16 protein-coding genes and 1 tRNA gene are annotated in these 18,525 nt (G+C 55.9%); 6 read left to right on the top strand and 11 right to left on the bottom strand.

The window, feature by feature from the left end:
* The first annotated feature begins 202 nt into the window (after positions 1 to 202).
* Together WG934_RS03095 and WG934_RS03090 are read left to right on the top strand one after the other, a co-directional pair.
* Positions 203 to 4,267, top strand: coding sequence for a Pls/PosA family non-ribosomal peptide synthetase (locus tag WG934_RS03095; RefSeq protein ID WP_339988655.1), 4,065 nt, complete (start codon positions 203 to 205; stop codon positions 4,265 to 4,267).
* On the top strand, positions 4,257 to 5,708 hold the full coding sequence (locus WG934_RS03090) for a DUF418 domain-containing protein (RefSeq protein ID WP_339988654.1): 1,452 nt from the start codon (positions 4,257 to 4,259) through the stop codon (positions 5,706 to 5,708). Before WG934_RS03095 ends, WG934_RS03090 begins: the two co-directional genes overlap by 11 nt.
* Before the next feature lie 42 nt (positions 5,709 to 5,750).
* Here the strand turns inward: WG934_RS03090 and WG934_RS03085 are convergent.
* Positions 5,751 to 5,835 (bottom strand) — tRNA-Leu (locus WG934_RS03085).
* A gap of 186 nt (positions 5,836 to 6,021) precedes the next feature.
* Here WG934_RS03085 and WG934_RS03080 point away from each other — a divergent pair.
* Complete coding sequence (locus WG934_RS03080) at positions 6,022 to 6,354, top strand: hypothetical protein (protein ID WP_339977503.1); 333 nt, start codon at positions 6,022 to 6,024, stop codon at positions 6,352 to 6,354.
* A gap of 35 nt (positions 6,355 to 6,389) precedes the next feature.
* Positions 6,390 to 6,743, top strand: coding sequence for a DUF3817 domain-containing protein (locus WG934_RS03075; RefSeq protein WP_339977501.1), 354 nt, complete (start codon positions 6,390 to 6,392; stop codon positions 6,741 to 6,743).
* A gap of 96 nt (positions 6,744 to 6,839) precedes the next feature.
* Here the strand turns inward: WG934_RS03075 and WG934_RS03070 are convergent, their stop codons facing one another.
* From WG934_RS03070 to clpS, 8 genes are all read right to left on the bottom strand, one after another.
* The gene (locus WG934_RS03070; RefSeq protein ID WP_339988653.1) at positions 6,840 to 7,529 is read right to left on the bottom strand and encodes a non-canonical purine NTP pyrophosphatase; all 690 of its coding nucleotides are present in this window, start codon (positions 7,527 to 7,529) and stop codon (positions 6,840 to 6,842) included.
* 11 nt (positions 7,530 to 7,540) lie between these two features.
* On the bottom strand, positions 7,541 to 8,323 hold the full coding sequence (gene rph / locus WG934_RS03065) for a ribonuclease PH (RefSeq protein ID WP_339988651.1): 783 nt from the start codon (positions 8,321 to 8,323) through the stop codon (positions 7,541 to 7,543).
* 79 nt (positions 8,324 to 8,402) lie between these two features.
* Positions 8,403 to 9,125, bottom strand: a complete 723-nt coding sequence (locus tag WG934_RS03060; RefSeq protein ID WP_339977495.1) for an MBL fold metallo-hydrolase — start codon at positions 9,123 to 9,125, stop codon at positions 8,403 to 8,405.
* Positions 9,126 to 9,219: 94 nt separating this feature from the next.
* Positions 9,220 to 10,104, bottom strand: coding sequence for a glutamate racemase (gene murI, locus WG934_RS03055; RefSeq protein WP_339988649.1), 885 nt, complete (start codon positions 10,102 to 10,104; stop codon positions 9,220 to 9,222).
* 22 nt (positions 10,105 to 10,126) lie between these two features.
* On the bottom strand, positions 10,127 to 10,852 hold the full coding sequence (locus WG934_RS03050) for a rhomboid family intramembrane serine protease (RefSeq protein ID WP_339988647.1): 726 nt from the start codon (positions 10,850 to 10,852) through the stop codon (positions 10,127 to 10,129).
* A gap of 52 nt (positions 10,853 to 10,904) precedes the next feature.
* On the bottom strand, positions 10,905 to 12,002 hold the full coding sequence (locus tag WG934_RS03045; protein WP_339988646.1) for a P1 family peptidase: 1,098 nt from the start codon (positions 12,000 to 12,002) through the stop codon (positions 10,905 to 10,907).
* On the bottom strand, positions 11,999 to 12,550 hold the full coding sequence (locus tag WG934_RS03040) for a DUF2017 domain-containing protein (protein WP_339988644.1): 552 nt from the start codon (positions 12,548 to 12,550) through the stop codon (positions 11,999 to 12,001). Before WG934_RS03040 ends, WG934_RS03045 begins: the two co-directional genes overlap by 4 nt.
* 16 nt (positions 12,551 to 12,566) lie before the next feature.
* Complete coding sequence (clpS, locus tag WG934_RS03035; protein ID WP_339977485.1) at positions 12,567 to 12,860, bottom strand: ATP-dependent Clp protease adapter ClpS; 294 nt, start codon at positions 12,858 to 12,860, stop codon at positions 12,567 to 12,569.
* 72 nt (positions 12,861 to 12,932) lie between these two features.
* Between clpS and WG934_RS03030 the strand changes: the two genes are divergently transcribed.
* Both WG934_RS03030 and WG934_RS03025 read left to right on the top strand, forming a co-directional pair.
* The gene (locus tag WG934_RS03030; RefSeq protein ID WP_339978779.1) at positions 12,933 to 14,234 is read left to right on the top strand and encodes a nicotinate phosphoribosyltransferase; all 1,302 of its coding nucleotides are present in this window, start codon (positions 12,933 to 12,935) and stop codon (positions 14,232 to 14,234) included.
* Positions 14,235 to 14,263: 29 nt separating this feature from the next.
* On the top strand, positions 14,264 to 16,246 hold the full coding sequence (locus WG934_RS03025) for an ATP-dependent DNA helicase (protein ID WP_339989229.1): 1,983 nt from the start codon (positions 14,264 to 14,266) through the stop codon (positions 16,244 to 16,246).
* Here WG934_RS03025 and WG934_RS03020 read toward each other — a convergent pair.
* Entirely contained in the window at positions 16,233 to 17,273 is a 1,041-nt protein-coding gene (locus tag WG934_RS03020) for a phosphotransferase family protein (protein ID WP_339989227.1), read from the bottom strand. The genes WG934_RS03025 and WG934_RS03020 overlap by 14 nt on opposite strands.
* A 25-nt stretch (positions 17,274 to 17,298) precedes the next feature.
* On the bottom strand, positions 17,299 to 18,507 hold the full coding sequence (locus WG934_RS03015; protein ID WP_339988643.1) for an acyl-CoA dehydrogenase family protein: 1,209 nt from the start codon (positions 18,505 to 18,507) through the stop codon (positions 17,299 to 17,301).
* Positions 18,508 to 18,525: the final 18 nt, after the last annotated feature.

Raw genomic sequence — 18,525 nt, 5'->3', positions numbered from 1 at the left:
ACAAACACAATCTATAAATTTGCAATTTCCACTTGCGTAAAGTTTGTAACCGCCACTTACCCCCTCGCACTGCGCACATAAATAACTACATTTGTTTCCCAGATTGTTTCACTTAGGATAATTAATACTTGCCATTTATCCGCCCGAGATAATCACATTTTTATAAAAATAGGAAGCGAAGCGCCCGCTTTGAGTGAGAACAATGACAGTTAAACCTCCCTCTGTGCAAGACCACCCAACACTTGCTATTTACGGGCTCCAGCAGGAACCTGAACCACGCACCCTTGTGGACATTTTTCAGGCAACTGCCAACGCGCACCCCAACGCAATTGCCATTGAAGGAATCGATGGCACCTTGAGCTACCGTGAGACGCAGCAACGAATTGATGTCATCGTGCGTCGCCTAGCCGAAATAGGAATTGGTCGTGGGGACCGGATCGGCATCCGGGTTCCGTCCGGAACTGTTGACCTATACCTATCTATTCTGGCCACTATTCATGCTGGTGCTGCCTACGTGCCCGTGGACTGGGATGATCCCGATTCCCGCGCCGATACTGTGTGGGAAGAAGCAAATGTCAACGCGGTCTTCGGCGCCGGCCTTGAGCTGACAATGATGGGCTCTTCCGCACGTTCTGCCTCGTTGTCGCCCGAAAGACCAACCGTTCAGGACGATGCGTGGATCATTTTTACCTCGGGTTCGACAGGTAAACCTAAGGGGGTCGCAATTACCCATCGCAGTGCAGCAGCATTGGTCGACGTTGAAGCAGATCTGTATCTGGCCAATGCACCACTTGGTCCGCAGGACCGAGTCATGGCCGGTTTGTCAGTCGCCTTCGATGCCTCGTGTGAAGAGATGTGGCTCGCTTGGCGTAGTGGCGCTGCGCTGGTAACGGCACCTCGCGATGTCGTTCGATCAGGCGAGGACCTCGGCAATTGGATTGTTCGCAATAACATCACTGCAGTATCGACAGTTCCCACGCTAGCGTCGTTTTGGCCTATCGAGGACCTCAACAAGGTGCGTTTGCTTATCGTCGGCGGCGAGGCTTGCCCGATGGAACTCGTCGAAAAGTACGACCGACCTGGTCGTGAAATGTGGAATACCTATGGCCCGACCGAGGCAACGGTTATTGCAAGCGCGCATCTCATGACCACTACCCCGCCGATTCGCATTGGCCGTCCAATCGATGGTTGGCAGCTCACAGTCGTCGATGAGAATGAGCAACCTGTGAAATGGGGCGAAACCGGTGAGCTGGTCATTGGTGGCATAGGTCTTGGTCGATACCTCGATCCAGAAAAGGATGCCGAAAAGTATGCGCCACTGCCGAGCTTGGGTTCGGAGCGCGCATATCGCAGTGGCGACCTCGTTCGGGCGGAGCGAGAAGGACTCGTATTTGCTGGTCGCACCGATGATCAAATCAAGATCAACGGTGTCCGTACTGAACTTGGCGAAGTCGATGCACACCTCACCGCCCTGCCTAATGTCCAGGTAGGAGCAGCGGCTATTCATAAGACAGACGCTGGTGCAGATGTGCTCGTTGGCTATCTCATGCCAGAGCCGGGCAAGACTATCGATATCGTTGATGCCCGGCGCGCTCTCGCAACGACTCTCCGCGGTGGCACGCCGAGTCTTTGCATTGTCGACGAAATGCCAATGAAGACTTCTGGCAAAGTTGACCGCAAGGCTTTGCCGTGGCCTCTGCCTGCGTCTGCCACGGGCGGAACTCCGGACCATGATCTTCCACCAGAGCTGACCTGGCTCGGTGACTTGTGGACTTCCTTGCTTGGTCCTGTTCCGCTGGAACTCGACAGCAATTTCATCGATTTGGGTGGCACTTCGGTCGCCGTCGCAATGCTCGTGTCTGAACTGCGCAAGGCTCATCCTGGTGTGGAGATCGCCAAGATCTACGCTGATCCCACAATTCGTGGCATGGCGGAATATCTCGATACTTTGGCAGATGCCTCAGATTCGCGTTACGACGAACCGTTGCCCGAGCCACGTCCTATCCCATGGTTCAGTGGTGTGTACCAGAGCCTTGTAGTGATGTTGTTTTACGCATGGAACGCCCTGCGATATGTCGCGGGAACACTGATCGTCGTCTGGATCTTGGCGACGTTTTTCAATGCTCACTGGATGGATGTACCTCCGCTGTGGCCGATTGCCGTGGCATATGTGGTGCTGTTCTCCATGCCAGGTCGAGTACTCACGACTGCTGTCGTCTCGCGAATTCTGTGTTTCAACATCAAGCCAGGTAGGTATCTACGTGGCGGATTGACACACATGCGGATCTGGACTGCGCAGAGATTCCTGGAATTGCAGAAACTGGAAAACCTCTACGGAACACCGCAAGTAGCACTGTTCCATCGGTTGATGGGCAATACAGTTGGTAAACGCACACTGTTGTGGCACGCACCATCGGTAACGGGTCTCGTTTCTATTGGCGATGACTCCAGCATCGGCCATGAAACGGATCTCCAAGCCTATTATCTGGTGGGCGATACCCTCATCGTTGACGAGATCACCATCGAAAACAATGTGCGTATCGGCGCCCGAGTGTTTGTGAATCCAGGCACGCATATTCAGGCTGGCGCCGAAGTGATGCCAGGTTCAGCAGCGTCCGGCACCGTCGAAGGAAATATGGCCTGGGGCGGCTCGCCCCTCTTCCTTGTCGGTCCTGCAGATGAATCCTGGCCAGTCGAGTCTGCATACACCGCGTCGGGTGTGAAGCATTTCTCTGCGTTCACCAACTGGGTAAGCCATCTCTTGGCAATGATGTGGGTTCCTGCAATTTCAATTCTGGCTATTACGCCTTCCCTGCTCATAGTGTTGCCGCAAGTACACCGTATGCAGCGATTCGAGAGAGTCTTCCCCATCTTTGCCACGTGGGTTCCAGTTTTTGTCATTCTGACGATGGCTACCTGGATCGGCCTCGTAGCGCTCACGCTTCGTTTCTTGTCAGTATTCATTCAGCCGGGGTACTACCCGCAGCGTGGACCCGTCGGCGTAGCAATGTACCTCGCACACGTGTTGATGCAGCGCTCTCTCATTTCGACATACGTCCTCTACGCATCATTTGTGACCCCATATTTGCTTCGTCTTTTTGGTGCCCGCGTGGAGCGAAACGTGGAAATCTCCACTGTTGAAACGATTCCTCACCTCACTGCTTTTGAGGAAGGCACGTTCATGGCGGACCACTCGATGGTGTCGGCAACGCGTTACCGCAATGGTTGGCTGCATGTCGGTAGTTCGGTCATCGGCGAGCGCAGTTTCGTGGGCAATTCAGGAATCGTCGGCCCTGACCGCGATATGGCACCGGATTCTCTGGTCGCGGTGTTGTCATCACTTCCGGCGAACATCATGGCTGGCACCAGCTGGATTGGCCGAGTGCCAACTGAAATCCCGCGTCAACGAGTCCAGGCAAGCCTGGAAGCTACCTACAATCCACCGCTGCGCCTCAAAGTCGCACGTGTCTTGGTCGAAGTATGCCGCTTGCTGCCACACATGATCACAGCGTGGCTTGAATTGGCCATCGTATGGATCCTCGCGATTGTTTACCTCCGTTACGGACGAGGTCTCGACGGGATGCTCGGCGTCCTGCTTTGGGCGTGGCCAACGGTTTTCGCAGCAGGTGTCATTTCGTCGACAATTCCGATCATCGTGAAATGGCTCCTCATCCACCGTTTCAAACCAAGCCAAAACCCACTGTTCAGCGCATTTGTATGGCTCGGTGAACTCTCGGACGCATTCAACGAAACCCTTGCTGTACCAAGCTTGATTCGAATGAGCCTGGGCTCGCCGATGTACAACCTGTGGCTGCGCTTGATGGGCACCAGAATCGGCAAGAATGTGTGGTGCGAGTCGTGGTGGCTTCCAGAGTTCGACCTCATTGAACTTGACGACGGCGTCACCATTAATCGTGGCACCGTCCTTCAAACGCACCTCTTCCATGACCGAGTCATGAGCTTGGAGAGCGTTCACTTCGAGGCGGGATCGTCGCTGGGTCCGAATAGCTTCATCCTGCCGGGTGCCACAGTGGGCTGCCGAACCACAATCGGACCTGGCTCCCTGGTCATGCGTCAGGAAAGCCTCCCCGCAGATACCCGATGGGGAGGCAATCCCGTGCAGTTGCTCACAGAATCAACAACTGCAGATCTAGCCATAGCCCAACGTGACAATGCCGAACGTGACATTGCTGATGCCGACAATCCCGATCCAGGTGCACTCACTAACTGTGGGTTGGTTCGCGAAGGAGTAACCCATGCCGGATAACTCAACGTATTTGGTCGAAGGGCACTTGCCTCCGGGGCAACGACCAACGCCGGGACCCCGAGGTCCTCGTGAAGTATGGCGTGGCATCGCAGCGAACGAATCTGCGTCGGATGTCTTGCGTCACGACGATCCGTCGCGACGCCTCGCCCCCGGTGGCCGCCACAGACGGCGTCGCAAGCATTCAACTGACCTACGACTGCGCAGTGGCCGAATCGAGGGTATCGATGTCGCACGTGGGTTTGCGCTCATCGGCATGGTGCTGGTGCATACGTTCCCCACGTCCATAGACGGCGAACAGACGCTGATGTGGCTATTGTTCTCCGGCAAGTCGGCACCCCTCTTCGCGGTACTGGCGGGTGTCAGTCTCGCGTTTATGACTGGTGGCGACCGTCCATATATTCGTTCGCGACTGCGCTGGTCGAAGTCTTCGATCCTGGTTCGAGCGTTCATGCTGTTGCTGATCGGCTTGACGGTCAATACATTCGTGCCTCTGTTGCCGGAGAACATCCTCCCGTACTACGGTCTGATGTTCTTATTCGCGTTGGTTTTCATTGATTTACGCATCCGACAACTCCTCGTGACAGCGTTTGTCATGGCACAACTCATGCCGACGATTACCTTCTTCGTGCTGAAGTACTCGGAGCTAAAGACCATCTACAATCCGGATTTCTTCGACATCATGTCTGATCCAGTGTCCACGATCATGAGTTTGCTGTTTACCGGTGTCTACCCAGTTGCAGCGTGGATGGCGTACATCTGTCTGGGACTCGCCCTTGGACGCATGGCTCTGCAGAAGACTCATGTGCAATGGGCAGTCATGTTGTCTGGTCTGGTCGCCGCTGCAGCAACTTTCGTGGCATCCAACCTGATCATTTTGTGGCTTCCCACGAACAAGATGCTTGTGAACGCAATCGGTGGCCCCGGCCGTGAAGCGCGGAAGACAATTCAAGATGTTTTGACTTTTGGCGCGTACGAAAGCCCGATGCCAACCAACTCTCTTTTGTGGCTGCTGGCAAATGGTCCGCATCTCAATACTCCGGTGTCCACCATTTATGCAGCAGGCCTGGCGTGCATCGCCATCGGTGGCTTGTCATTGCTGACCAGTAAGATACTGCAAATCCTTCGTCCACTAGCCATGGCTGGCTCGATGACGCTGACGCTGTACCTCGCACACATCGTGTGCCTGACTTTCATGATGAAGAGCGTCTTCTTCGCCGAACACCGCCTCGCCGCAGCTCTGATTCAAATCGGTGTCGCGATCTTCTTCGCATACCTGTGGCGAGTCAAGTTCGTCTCAGGCCCGCTGGAAAAGTGGCTAGCAATCCTGTCCCGCAGTGGCGCGACGACTATCGAACGTAAAGAACCACCGAAAGGCGATGCCCAGCGACGTGTGTACTCGACGAAGTCCTACCACTTCGCTCCTGAGCACGACAAGGTCTAACAACAGCAAAGCCCTCTGAACCAATCTGGTCAGAGGGCTTTTTGGTGCGCCCGGAGAGACTTGAACTCTCACGTCCTAAGACACTGGAACCTAAATCCAGCGCGTCTGCCAATTCCGCCACGGGCGCGTAGCTCCATACACTTTACTGGTCCTTGCGAAATTTTCCTAATAGGACTGCACTGCTTGACGACGATCGTCGTCAAGCAACACTGACCACAGGCGATCGGCAATTGCCAATAGGAACAGGCTAGTCTGGAAAGGTATCTTCCAACCGCTGCGACGAGTCCGTCGCTTCGTAAGAAACTGGTGAAACGTGTCCGAGAACAAGGCTCCGCTGACGAAGCGTGCGCGCATTGGCACGCTGATTTTCGTCATCATCGCGGTGATTGCAACTCTGTTGCTCGCGTATTGGCAGCTCAGTCGCTGGGAATCCACGAGTTCATTCCAGAATCTTGGCTACGCTCTGCAGTGGCCAGCGTTCGGCATCTTTTTCATTTGGGCCTACCGCAAGTGGCTGGGCTACGAACGGGAACGAGCTGAAGGTAATTTCGAGGCGGCCACCACCGTCAAGGAGGGCGAAATGACTGAAATTCCGGAAGATTTCTTGCCCACTAACCCGGACGGCACTCGCCGGGACAACAAGTAGCTGACACAACCGACCGTAGGTCTCAGGGAGTTTTTGTGAATACTGTCAATCCAGTTCGTGCGAAGCGAGTCAAGACTGCACTCACCGCATTCTCTATCACGGCGTACATCACTGGTGTAATGCTTCTCGTCCTGTGTGCCGAGATGGTGTACAAGTACTTGATTCTCGACGACTCCAGCCAGGCACCAGGCTGGTTTTTCTATACCGCGCAGGCGCACGGCTTTGCATACATGGCATTTCTCATTGCCATTGTGAACCTCGGTACGAAGGCTCGGTGGGAGCCAGGAAAGTGGATCATCACCGCATTGGGCGGCGTTGTGCCATTCCTGTCATTCTTTGTGGAAGCGAAGCGTCGCGATGAAGTAAAGCGTGCTTTCAACCTCGACTAATTGTCTTCTGTCGCTTGAATCGGGCGCACGGACACATGCTTTGAACAAGAAAGACCTCGTGGACTAATCTCCACGAGGTCTTTTTCTGTGTCTACATTACGCGTTCATCCGAGCAGCAAGAGCCGCAATCTCGGGAACAAGCTGCGCCAGAGCGCGACCGCGATGACTCATCGAATCCTTCTCCGCTGGCGCCAACTGCGCAGCAGTACGTGGCAGATCACCCAACGTTTCTAGCTCACGACCAGCAGCAATTCGCTCGTCTTCTTCCAGCGGAACGAAGACGGGATCATAGCCGAACCCCTCGTCTCCGACAGGCCCCCGGACGACGCGACCTGGCCACTGCCCCATCACCGAAATGACTTCAGGCTCTGCATCGCTTTCCGACGATTCCACATTGGGCACCACCAGTACACATGCAGAACAGAACGCTGCGGTGCGACGCTCGTCTGGGACATCACCCATCTGGGCTAGCAGCAACGAATAATTGGCCATGTCGTCGCCGTGTTGACCAGACCAACGCGCGGAGAGAACTCCCGGCATACCGTTTAGTTCATCCACGGCAAGGCCGGAGTCATCAGCAAGACATGGCAACCCGGTAGCTTCCGCACCATCAAACGCCTTGATAAAGGCATTATCCGCGAACGTGCGACCATCTTCCGGGCGCTCCTCGTACTCAGCGACATCTGCCAAGCTGAGTAATTCCACGCCGTGGATATCAGCGGCGACGAGCAGACGATCGAGTTCGACCAGCTTCTTCTTATTACGGGTAGCAACGAGCAGCTTCATACGTCCCCTTCTTAATGAGCGTTTGGCAACTCGCCTGGGTACGGCGCGCGCAAAACTTCCTGCTGCAGCGAAATCAGTTCTTTCAATCCCTTGGTTGCGCTATCGAGCATGGCATTCAACTGATCGCGGTCGAATGTTCCTTCTTCGCCCGTGCCCTGGATCTCAACGAACTTTCCTTCGGCCGTCATCACGACATTCATATCGACCTCAGCGCGCGAATCCTCTTCGTATGGCAGATCCAGGCACACGCGACCGTCGATAATGCCCACCGATACTGCCGCAACTGGTGACTTCAGCGGGGCTCCTGGCACAGCGCCAGCAGCATGGAGGTACGTGAGAGCGTCAGCAAGCGCGACGTAAGCACCGGTGATCGCAGCAGTACGAGTGCCACCATCCGCCTGCAGCACATCACAGTCAATGTTGATCGTGTTTTCGCCCAATTCGCCGAGGTCTACTGCGGCGCGCAAGGCGCGACCAACCAGTCGAGAAATCTCATGGGTACGGCCCTTGACCTTGCCCTTCATCGACTCGCGTGGCATGCGCTCATGAGTCGATGCAGGGAGCATGGAGTACTCGGCAGTCAACCAACCTTCGCCAGAATCTCGCTTGAAGCGAGGTACCGACTGTTCAACAGACGCGGTACACATCACGCGGGTGTTGCCGAAGCACACGAGCACGGAACCCGCTGGATTGTCGGTGAATCCACGGGTAATGGACACCTTGCGCATTTCGTCCAATGCACGGCCATCTGCTCGTACGAATCCAGTGGTTTCAGGCTGATTCTCAGAAGTCATGCCTTAAACGGTACCGCGCATGCTCGCTTTACGACGGCTCCCCCGCCACACATCAGACAACTACAAGCGTTGGCGGATGCTAAAAAATCATTCCCGGGGAGGCGAGAATGATAGAGCCGTCGAATTCTGACTCGGCAGAGCGCAATGCCGCGTTCTTGTCCCCATAGGGCGGGATATGTGTGAGAACCAGAGTTGTCACTCCGGCCAAACGTGCAGCTTTACCGGCCTCTGCGCCGGTCATATGCATTGCTTCCGGCTTCCCCTCGTCGGAATCACACCACGTAGCTTCGCAAATGAGAATGTCGGCATCTTGTGCCATTGTGACGATCTCGTCGGTCCACGCGGTGTCGCCGGTGTATGCCACGACTGCGCCGTCTAATTCGATGCGGAAACCATATGCCTCGATCGGGTGCACCATTGGGTACGCGGTCACGGTCATTCCCGCTACTTCAAATGTCTTGTGTGGCGCAAGATTATGCACGTCAAAGGTGTCTGAGATGTCTTCGCAGCCGTCAGATGTCTCGGCAGCGGCTCGTCCTACGCGAGCTGCAGTATCTGCTGGCCCCCACAAGTCGTTCTTTTGTGCAGCAGGCGAGGTCGGATGGAACTTCCGCCAAATGAGAAGCCCCGGAATATCTAGGCAGTGATCAGCGTGCAGGTGCGACAAGAGCAAGTCAACAGTCACCGGGTCCCGATACTTCTGGAGCTGGCCAAAAGCCCCAGGCCCCATGTCCATGACAAATGCACCCCCGGCATCGGACTCCACGAGGAAGCCGGACGCTGGGGCATCAGGACCTGTCATACTCCCTGAACAACCCAGAACCGTCACTCTCATATCCCAAGCTTGCCATGCAATAGCAGGATTTTGCACAACTTTCAGCCCAGTACGTTGGGAATCACAAGTGAAGATTACGTGTGACCTGCGTAACGTCAGGGCCCAGGAAGCGGTGCGCAAGCTTCTGGAACATTTCCGGATCACCCGTTGATTCAAAGGTCCGCGTCGGTGCCGGGTCCGTTTCCGGGTCCGCCAGCATATCCATTTCAGTGAGAACGCGAAGCACATCCTTCGCGGTCTCTTCCGCCGACGACACCAACGTCACGTCATCCCCCATCGCCAACTGCACAACGCCCGAAAGCAGTGGGTAATGCGTACAGCCAAGGACGAGCGTATCGACGCCGTCAGCTTGTAACGGAGCCAAATATCCTTCGGCGAGCCCCAGAATCTGCCGACCAGAGGTAATTCCCCGCTCGACAAAATCAACAAAACGCGGGCAGTCAGTGGCTGATACGTCTACGCCTGGGACGGCGTCGAAAAGATCTTGGTATGCGCGGGAGCGGATTGTCGCCGACGTGCCAATGACACCAATCTTGCCATTGCGAGAAGCCGACACTGCCCTGCGGACAGCGGGCAGAATGACTTCGAGGACTGGCACTGGGTAGCGCTCGCGCGCGTCTCTGAGGAATGCAGCCGACGCTGTGTTGCATGCGATGACGATCATCTTGCAGCCGCGTGCGACCAGCTCGTCGGCGATGGCTTCTGCGTGCTCACGCACTTCAGCGATCTTCAACGGGCCATAGGGACCGTTTGCGGTGTCACCGATGTAAATCATCGACTCGTGTGGCAACTGATCCACGATCGCGCGTGCAACGGTCAGCCCACCTACACCGGAATCGAAAACTCCGATGGGCGACGTTCGCGAAATACCAGGATCACGCTGCTCATCGGCACTGACATCGCTATGTGTTGCTCTGCTTCCCGACGACCCCATTAGACCTTCCATCTCACTGCGTTTTTAGTTCCCATTACGCTCTGCGCTCGCGTCCGCGCTTCAGCAAGAAAGCGGCGATAATTCCGCCAATTGCTCCAAAGAGGTGCATCTGCCAACTTACGGGCGCATCCGTTGGGAATACTCCCCAGATTAGCCCGGAATAGGAAAATGCCAGAAAAATACCGACGATGATCTGCCCCAGCGCATGGTTAATAAATCCTCGTACGATCAGGAATGCCAACCAGCCATACACCAATCCGGATGCGCCGATATGGACTGTGCCGAGGGGACCAATGACCCACGTGGCCAAACCCGACACAATGGCAACAACTGTGGTGACCTGCCACCATAGCCGTTTCGACGTAAACGCAATGAGCGCTGTAAAGATCGCTGCTGAAACCGTATTGGCCGTAATGTGTTCGTACCCGGAGTGCAGCACTGGAGCGAAGATGATGCCCCAGAGGCCATGTTCCGTTCTCGGTTGCACGCCATATTCTTGGAGGCCACCTGAGAAAGCGAAAGTATCAACCAGGAACACAATCCAAATCGTGACCACGAAACCCACGGCCGCGCCGACAGCAGCAAACAAGCCACCGTCGTTGGTCTTAGGAACAAAGGTGCGATGCTCTGCAGGAGCTGGCCCACGCCGCACCGTGTTGCCCCGACTGCTTCGCGAAGCTGTAAATCCACTGTCGTCAAAGTTGTTGTGGAAGTAACCACCCGAACCCGAAAAGTCCGACTGTCCTGGTTGATAACTCATGAACTTTCCGACTCCTCAATTCTTCATGGACCATGATTCGGGCCCCAGTGTCCTATCGCGGATCGCCGACAAGGTCCTTCCATGCGGGCACTCCAGCCCGCCCTTCAACGGACAGCACGGCATCAACGATGGCGTTTTCCACTGCGTCAGATGCTGCAACTGTCAGCATTGCCAACTCCGTAGAGTCAACGGACAATGCTGCAGAATCGTTCCCGCCAATTGACACACAGAAAAGCGTGTCCCCATCCATCGGCGCGTGAGCAGGGCGAATAGCCCGCGCCAGCCCATCGTGACCGCACATTGCCAGACGTTGAGCCTGCGCTTGTGTGACGGGCGCATTGGTAATCAGGCAACCAATCGTCGTATTTCTGGTACTTGCCGACGACGCTGCTTTGTCCGCACCGTCGTGGGTTGTGGATTCCTTCGGCACTGGAACTTTTGTCATTCCGACGAACCGTTTCGCCAACTTCGCCATGGCTAGCTCAGGCACTGCAGGTTGCGTGGAATCTCCATAGAGCCGACCATCCGGGCCAACGACTGCCCCCATTGGATTTGCCACCATTACTGCAGCTACGAAGTAGCCGCCTGGCAGAGCAACGCATGCCTGACCAAAACCGCCCTTGATAGCACCCGCCATCGCGCCGGTACCAGCACCCACGCAACCAGATGGCACGCTCGTTGCCGGAGTCGCGTTGACAGATTCGTCGTCAAGCTGATCAAGGGCAGCAGCTACCGCTTGTGCGCCAAGTGCTGCATCTGGAACGTCTTTGGACCCGAGCAAAAGATCAAAGATGACAGCACCGGGAACGATAGGTACCAGGACATCTGGAAAATCGGGGGTTACTTCGAAGCCGATGCCTCGCCGTGCGAGCTCGCGCATAACACCATCCGCAGCAGCAAGACCGAACGCCGAACCGCCTGCTAGAACGATGGAGTGGACTTTTTCGACGGTGTTCTCGGGAGACAACAAGTCTGTTTCCCTCGTTCCGGGGCCACCACCGCGAACATCAACGGCTGCGACAGCTCCCTTCGGAGTCGCAATGACGGTGACACCTGTATCTGCAACGCTCGCGTGTCCGATTGCCACCTCCGAGAGACCATCGAGACACCCTGCACCACGATTAATGGATGCTCCGAAGCGAATACTCATTCGCGCATCAGCTCTTCCAGAAGGGATTCCTGGTTGTACGACAACCACTGATAAACCGCGTCCGTTTGCTCGAGTTCTTCCAACGAACCCTTCATGTTTTCCATTGATACATGCAGGTACAGGCGCAAATCATTAATTCCTGCGACCCATTTGTGAGCATCTTCTTCGGAAATAGTGATAGTTCCGTTGACGTTAGGCTCTACGGCGTTCAAGATTGCCCGCAGATTCTCGAGCTTCGCGCGAACAACATCAGATTCATTGAGCTGGCGGAGAAGAGCGTTTTCCCCTTCCACGGACTCCGCGCCCGGCGCGACAAAGTCTGGCAGCAATCGTGCAAGTCGCGGATCTTGTGGAGCATCCGCATGGCCTGAAGGCATACCCACCATTTCGGACAGTTCGTCCTTCGGCGCAGTGGCCGCACGATTCATCAGCGAATCCGACACCGTCGCTGCAAGTTCACACAGAACTTCCCTTTCGGCTGGTTCCAATACACTCTGGAATCGGACGGCTCCTCTGAGCATTCCGCGCTTTCGCCGCCAAGGCCGCATGACAATTCTCCTGGGTTTAATCCGCCTGCTGAATGGTGGCCCATAGGCCAGCCTTGTGCAGCTTTTTCACATCAGCTTCGACTTTATCGCGTTCGCCAGAAGACACGACGGCCTTGCCTTCGTTGTGGACTTTCAACATGAGTTCATGTGCCTTTTTGCGATCCATTCCGAAAAGCATCTGAAATACATAGGTCACGTAACTCATCGAGTTAACAGGGTCGTCCCACACGATGCACTGCCAAGGCCGATTTGATTCGGTGACGGCATCGGCGTCGATGACGCCCATCGGGGTAGCAGCTGGCATGGTCATGTGACCCAGAATATATAGCCTCGCGAAAACGTGCACCGGACTACACTGTGTTGGGTGACCGATCCGAATGTGATGACCAGCTCGACAGCGCTTCGCACTGACAAGTACGAACTAACCATGTTGCAGGCCTCGCTGCGCAACGGCACTGCTAATAAGCAGTGTGCATTTGAAGTGTTTGGCCGCAGGCTCCCGAACGAACGTCGTTATGGCGTTGTTGCAGGTACTGCCCGAGTTCTCGACGCCATTAGTCGTTTCCAGTTCACCGAGGAACAACTGGCCGCACTCGACTTCCTCGATGCCGACACAATCGAGTATCTGCGCAATTACCGATTCTCAGGTGACATCGACGGATACCTCGAAGGTGAACTGTACTTCCCTGCCTCACCGATCTTGTCGGTTCGTGGCACCTTCGCTGAATGCGTAATCCTCGAGACTCTGATTCTCTCGATTCTGAATGCTGACTCCGCCGTCGCATCTGCTGCTGCGCGAATGGTTACCGCCGCTGGCGGTCGTCCGATCATCGAGATGGGTTCTCGTCGGACTCATGAAGAGGCTGCTGTCACTGCAGCACGTGCGTCGTACCTCGCTGGATTCACCGGAACATCCAATCTAGAAGCATCGGTGCGCTACAACATTCCGTCGTCCGGCACGGCAGCCCATTCTTGGACGTTGCTACATACGAACGCTGACGGCACTCCTAATGAGGCCGCTGCGTTCAAAGCTCAAATTGATACGTTGGGCTTGGATACCACGCTGTTGGTCGACACCTACGACATCACGCAGGGCGTTGCGACGGCGATTGAGGTCGCCGGCCCGGAACTTGGCGCGGTCCGCATTGACTCTGGCGATTTGGGCGTTTTGGCTCGTCAGGTCCGTCAACAGCTCGATGGCTTGGGCGCTCACAATACGGGCATCGTTGTCTCGTCTGACCTTGATGAGTTCGCCATCGCTGCATTGCGTGCGGAACCAATCGATGCCTACGGTGTCGGTACTTCTGTCGTGACGGGTTCAGGTGCCCCAACGGCTGGTTTGGTTTACAAATTGGTTGAGGTCGAGGGGGTTCCCGTCGCAAAGCGTTCGCGTGACAAGAAGTCTCACGGTGGCGCGAAGGCTGCGGTTCGGGCGTGCCGACGTTCTGGTACAGCGGTTGAGGAAATCGCATATCCACTTGGCCATGAGGTACCGACATCCGGCAGCTTGGAGATCCAGGAGCTGACCGTACCAATGGTGCGTACTGGAGAGATCGTCGATGGCTTGCCAACTCTTGAGGACAGTCGGGATCACCTAGCGCGTGCTCTCGTTTCCCTGCCGTGGGAAGGTTTAGCGTTGTCGCGAGACGAGCCTGTGCTCAGCGTTCGATTCGACGGAGTGTAGGGCGAAGATAGGCAGTGTCAGATTCGTCCATGTCGGAAAACTCGGAAGCTGCAACCGAAGTGGAAAAGCTGCTTGCGGCAGCAGTGACAGCGCTTGGCGGTGCGAAACGTCCCAATCAGGTCAAGATGGCCAAATCAGTGCACAAAGCCTTGACGACGGGCCGTCATCTAGCAGTGCAAGCCGGCACCGGTACCGGTAAGTCTTTGGCGTACTTGGTCCCAGCAATTGTGCAGGCCATGGGGTCGGAGCAGTCTGTCATCGTGTCCACTGCGACGATTGCTCTGCAGCGTCAGCTCGTTGAGCGGGATCTACCCCGTCTTGCTGATGCACTGGAACCCGAGTTGGAACGCCGCCCAACGTTCGCAATTCTTAAAGGTCGTGGCAACTATGTGTGCAAGGCGAAGGTCGCTAATGCTATCGACGATCCCACCGATGGTGGAGAGCCGGTAGCTCTAATCGACGAAGCCACACTCTCCCGCACCGCCCAGCAAGTGATGCGGCTTCGCGACTGGGCAGATGAAACTGATGACGGCGACCGAGACAGCCTCGACATGGGCGTCTCAGACGATGCGTGGCGTCAGGTCTCTGTCTCTGCCCGAGAATGCGTCGGCGCAGCGAAATGCCCGCATGGGATTGACTGTTTTGCCGAACAAGCTCGCGCCCGTGCCTCAGATGTGGATGTGGTGGTCACGAACCATGCCATGCTCGCCATTGACGCGTTGTCTGACGCAGTCATCCTGCCCGAGCATGAATGCGTGATCATCGACGAAGCGCACGAGCTTGATGGCCGGATCACCTCGGTTGCGACCGATGAGTTATCAGCAACCGGCATCATCATGATGGCGAAGCGTGCCAAGAAGCTAGGCGCACGCGACCAAGCTGTGCGATTGGAAGAAGCAGCTGGCCTGCTCCAGGAAACCCTCGCTGAACTCGAAGAATCAGAGCCTGGACGTTGGAATGAACTACCGCCCACCGCCGGTGAAGCTCTCACGACTGTTCGCGATAGCTTATGGCAAGTACAAACTGCCCTCGCGACCGGACAAGAAGGTACAGGTCCCAGCACGAGCAGTGCAACCGACACCGCAGAGCGCCACACGGTTCGCGCAGCCATTGAAAACATGCACGACGCTGCCGTGCGAATCTTGTCCATGGCCGAGCACGATGTGGTGTGGCTCGGTGAACGCCGAACCTTAAACGTCGCGCCTCTCTCCATCGCAGGACTACTCCACGAGCGCCTTTTCGGCGACTACACCGTCGTCTTAACGTCGGCAACGCTGGCACTTGGTGGGCGCTTCGACACCATGGCGTTTTCTTGGGGACTGCCCGAGGGATCCTGGGACGGTCTCGACGTTGGTACCCCATTCGATGCTGGCAAAGCAGGGATTCTGTACGTCGCAAAGCACTTGCCAAAGCCTGGACGAGATGGCACTGCCCCTCAGACAATGGACGAGATGGAGGCGCTGATTAAGGCTGCGGGTGGCCGCACCCTTGGGCTCTTTTCTTCACGACGTGGCGCTGAGGCAGCAGCCGAAGAAATGCGCAAGCGCCTGCCCTTCGAAATTTTCGTTCAAGGAGAAGATTCGATCGGTGCGCTCGTCGACAAGTTCAGTGCGCACGAGAATTCGTGTCTATTTGGCACACTCACACTGTGGCAAGGTGTCGATGTGCCAGGTCCTTCGTGCTCCCTGGTGCTGATCGACCGCATTCCATTCCCCCGCCCAGACGATCCGCTGTTGTCTGCACGCTCCGATGCTGCCAACGCTGCTGGCCGAAGCGGATTCATGGAAGTGTCCGCGACGCACGCTGCACTGTTAATGGCCCAGGGCGCAGGTCGACTCCTGCGTAGCGTCAACGATCGAGGTGTTGTCGCGGTGCTGGATTCACGCTTGGCGACGGCCCGTTATGGCTCCTGGATCGCTGCATCTATGCCCAAGTTTTGGCGGACCACAGATCCAGCCGTAGTCCGCGGATCTCTCGAACGGTTGGTAGCAGCACGACTCAAGCGAGGTTGATTGCGTCAGCTGTAGCGGTGGCGTAATCCACTAGTTGATCAACCATCGCGACAGTAGGTGCGCCAGTTGGAGCTGCGTTCGACGGCATCTCTTGAACCCGTCGTACTACACCTTCAGCGATGATTGCTACCTTCCAGAGTCCCAATACGTACCAAAAGTCCAATGCTTGCGGATCTCTCCCAGTTCGCTGCAAATACATTTGTGCCAGTTCTTCTCCGGTGGGGAAACCGTCAGCGCAGCCGGCTTCGAAGCCTGGCAGGACCAGTCCTCCTCGCTCCGGCCAATATGCGCGCAGCGAACCAACGTCGGCAAGTGGCGCCCCCAGCGTCGCAAGCTCCCAATCGACAACGGCTGTTACCTCACCCGTGTCGAGGTTGCACATTACGTTCCCAAGATGAAGATCTCCATGGACGAGAGCCGTAGTGTCCTGCTCCGGTATCGCGTCCCAAAGCCTTTCTGTCAACGCGTCGAGAGCCGAGCTTTCACGAGTTTTTGTTCTTTCCCACTGCGTCGACCAACGCCGCAATTGTCGAGGAGCATATGGATCGTGGGAAGAAAGCACAGAAAGACCGACTTCGTCCAGATTCACTTCATGGATCCGCGCCATGACTTCAATAAGGTTTTCAGCGATGACGCGCCTCACGTCAGGAGTGATTCGCTCCGCAACCGCAGGGCTCGTCACCGCCTCACCAGCAACCATTTCCATCGCAACGACAGGTACATCCGTGAAATTCGGTGTTTCGTGAATGCCAAGAATCCCCGGAACTGGCACGTTTGTCGAAGACAAAGCCGACATGATACGTCCTTCTCGAGCGACGTCATGTGCAGAGGATGCAAGGGAGCCCCGCGGGGGACGTCGCAAAACGATCGAGTGCCCAACACCGTCGGTGGCACAATACGTAAGGTTCGATTGACCCGCACCAAGCCTATGTAAAGTCACTTCCCCACGTGTGGCACCTGGCAGGGAATCCAACCAGGTCGGCAAAGCTTCCAGGTCGAACGGAGTCTGGTCGGAGCGATGCCCCATTGTATTGCTACGTGTGTCGTCTGCGTCAGTCATGGTGTTTTCTCAGTTCAGCTTTGGCAACGGTGCGCAAGTGGACTTCGTCGGGGCCATCAGCAAGGCGGAGTGCGCGGAGGCCTGCCCAGAATTCTGCGAGTGGTACATCATCGGTGACGCCCTCTGCGCCGAAAACTTGGATGGCTCGGTCGATGACTTTCAACGCGATACGAGGAGCCACCACTTTAATGGCGGCAATCTCCTGTCGTGCAGCCTTGTTGGAGTACTCGTCCATCGTCCAAGCCGCCTTGAGCGTGAGAAGCCGAGCCATGTCGATGTCGATACGGCTTTCTGCAATCCAGTCGCGAATATTGTCACGTTCTGACAGCGAGCGGCCGAATGTGGTCCGGATACTTGCTCTTTGACATAGCAGCTCTAGCGCACGTTCAGCCATGCCAATGGCACGCATGCAGTGGTGAATTCGACCAGGCCCAAGCCGTGCTTGGGCGATCTCGAATCCTCGACCTTCACCAAGCAGAATGTCCTTATCAGGAACAAAAACGTCTTCGAAATGGACCTCCGCATGCCCTTCCCGATCGTGATAGCCAAACACAGGCAGATTACGCACCACACTGACGCCCTGTGCATCAGCCGGTACGGCAAGCATGGATTGCTGTCGATGAGGCTTTGCGTCAGGAGATGTCTTTCCCATCACGATTAATACGCGGAGGTTAGGGTGCATGGCATTAGATGCGAACCATTTTCGACCGTTTAGGATGAAGCCGCCGTCACCCCGTTGCATAGACATAGAAATATTGGTCGCATCGGAAGACGCAACCCCTGGTTCAGTCATGCAGAATGCGGAACGAATGGTTCCTTCCAGCAATGGATCGAGCCACTGACTACGGTGTTCCTCCGTACCAAATAGTTCTAGAATCTCCATGTTTCCGGTATCTGGCGCACTGCAGTTGCATGCCTCTGGGGCAATATGCGGACTTCTGCCCATGATTTCAGCCAATCCCGCATATTCAACATTGCTAAGAGCAGGCCCTTGATTCTCGTGCGGATGAAAGAGATTCCAGAGACCTCGAGACTTCGCCTCATTCTTGAGCTTTTCCAGAGTCGGCGGAAACGCATGCGGGTTACCGCCTTCCCGAAGCTCATCCTTGATGATTTTTTCCGCAGGATAGACACATTCGTCCATGAATGCTTCGAGTGTTTCTCGGTACTCCCGAGCGCGGTCAGTTTCGAAAAAGTCCATGTGATCGCTAGCTTTCCC

It is taken from the genome of Corynebacterium sp. H78 (genome assembly GCF_037572275.1).
Taxonomy (GTDB): Bacteria; Actinomycetota; Actinomycetes; order Mycobacteriales; family Mycobacteriaceae; genus Corynebacterium.
The sequence above is the reverse complement of the archived record's forward strand: the minus strand, read 5'-3'. Positions and strand labels throughout refer to the sequence as shown.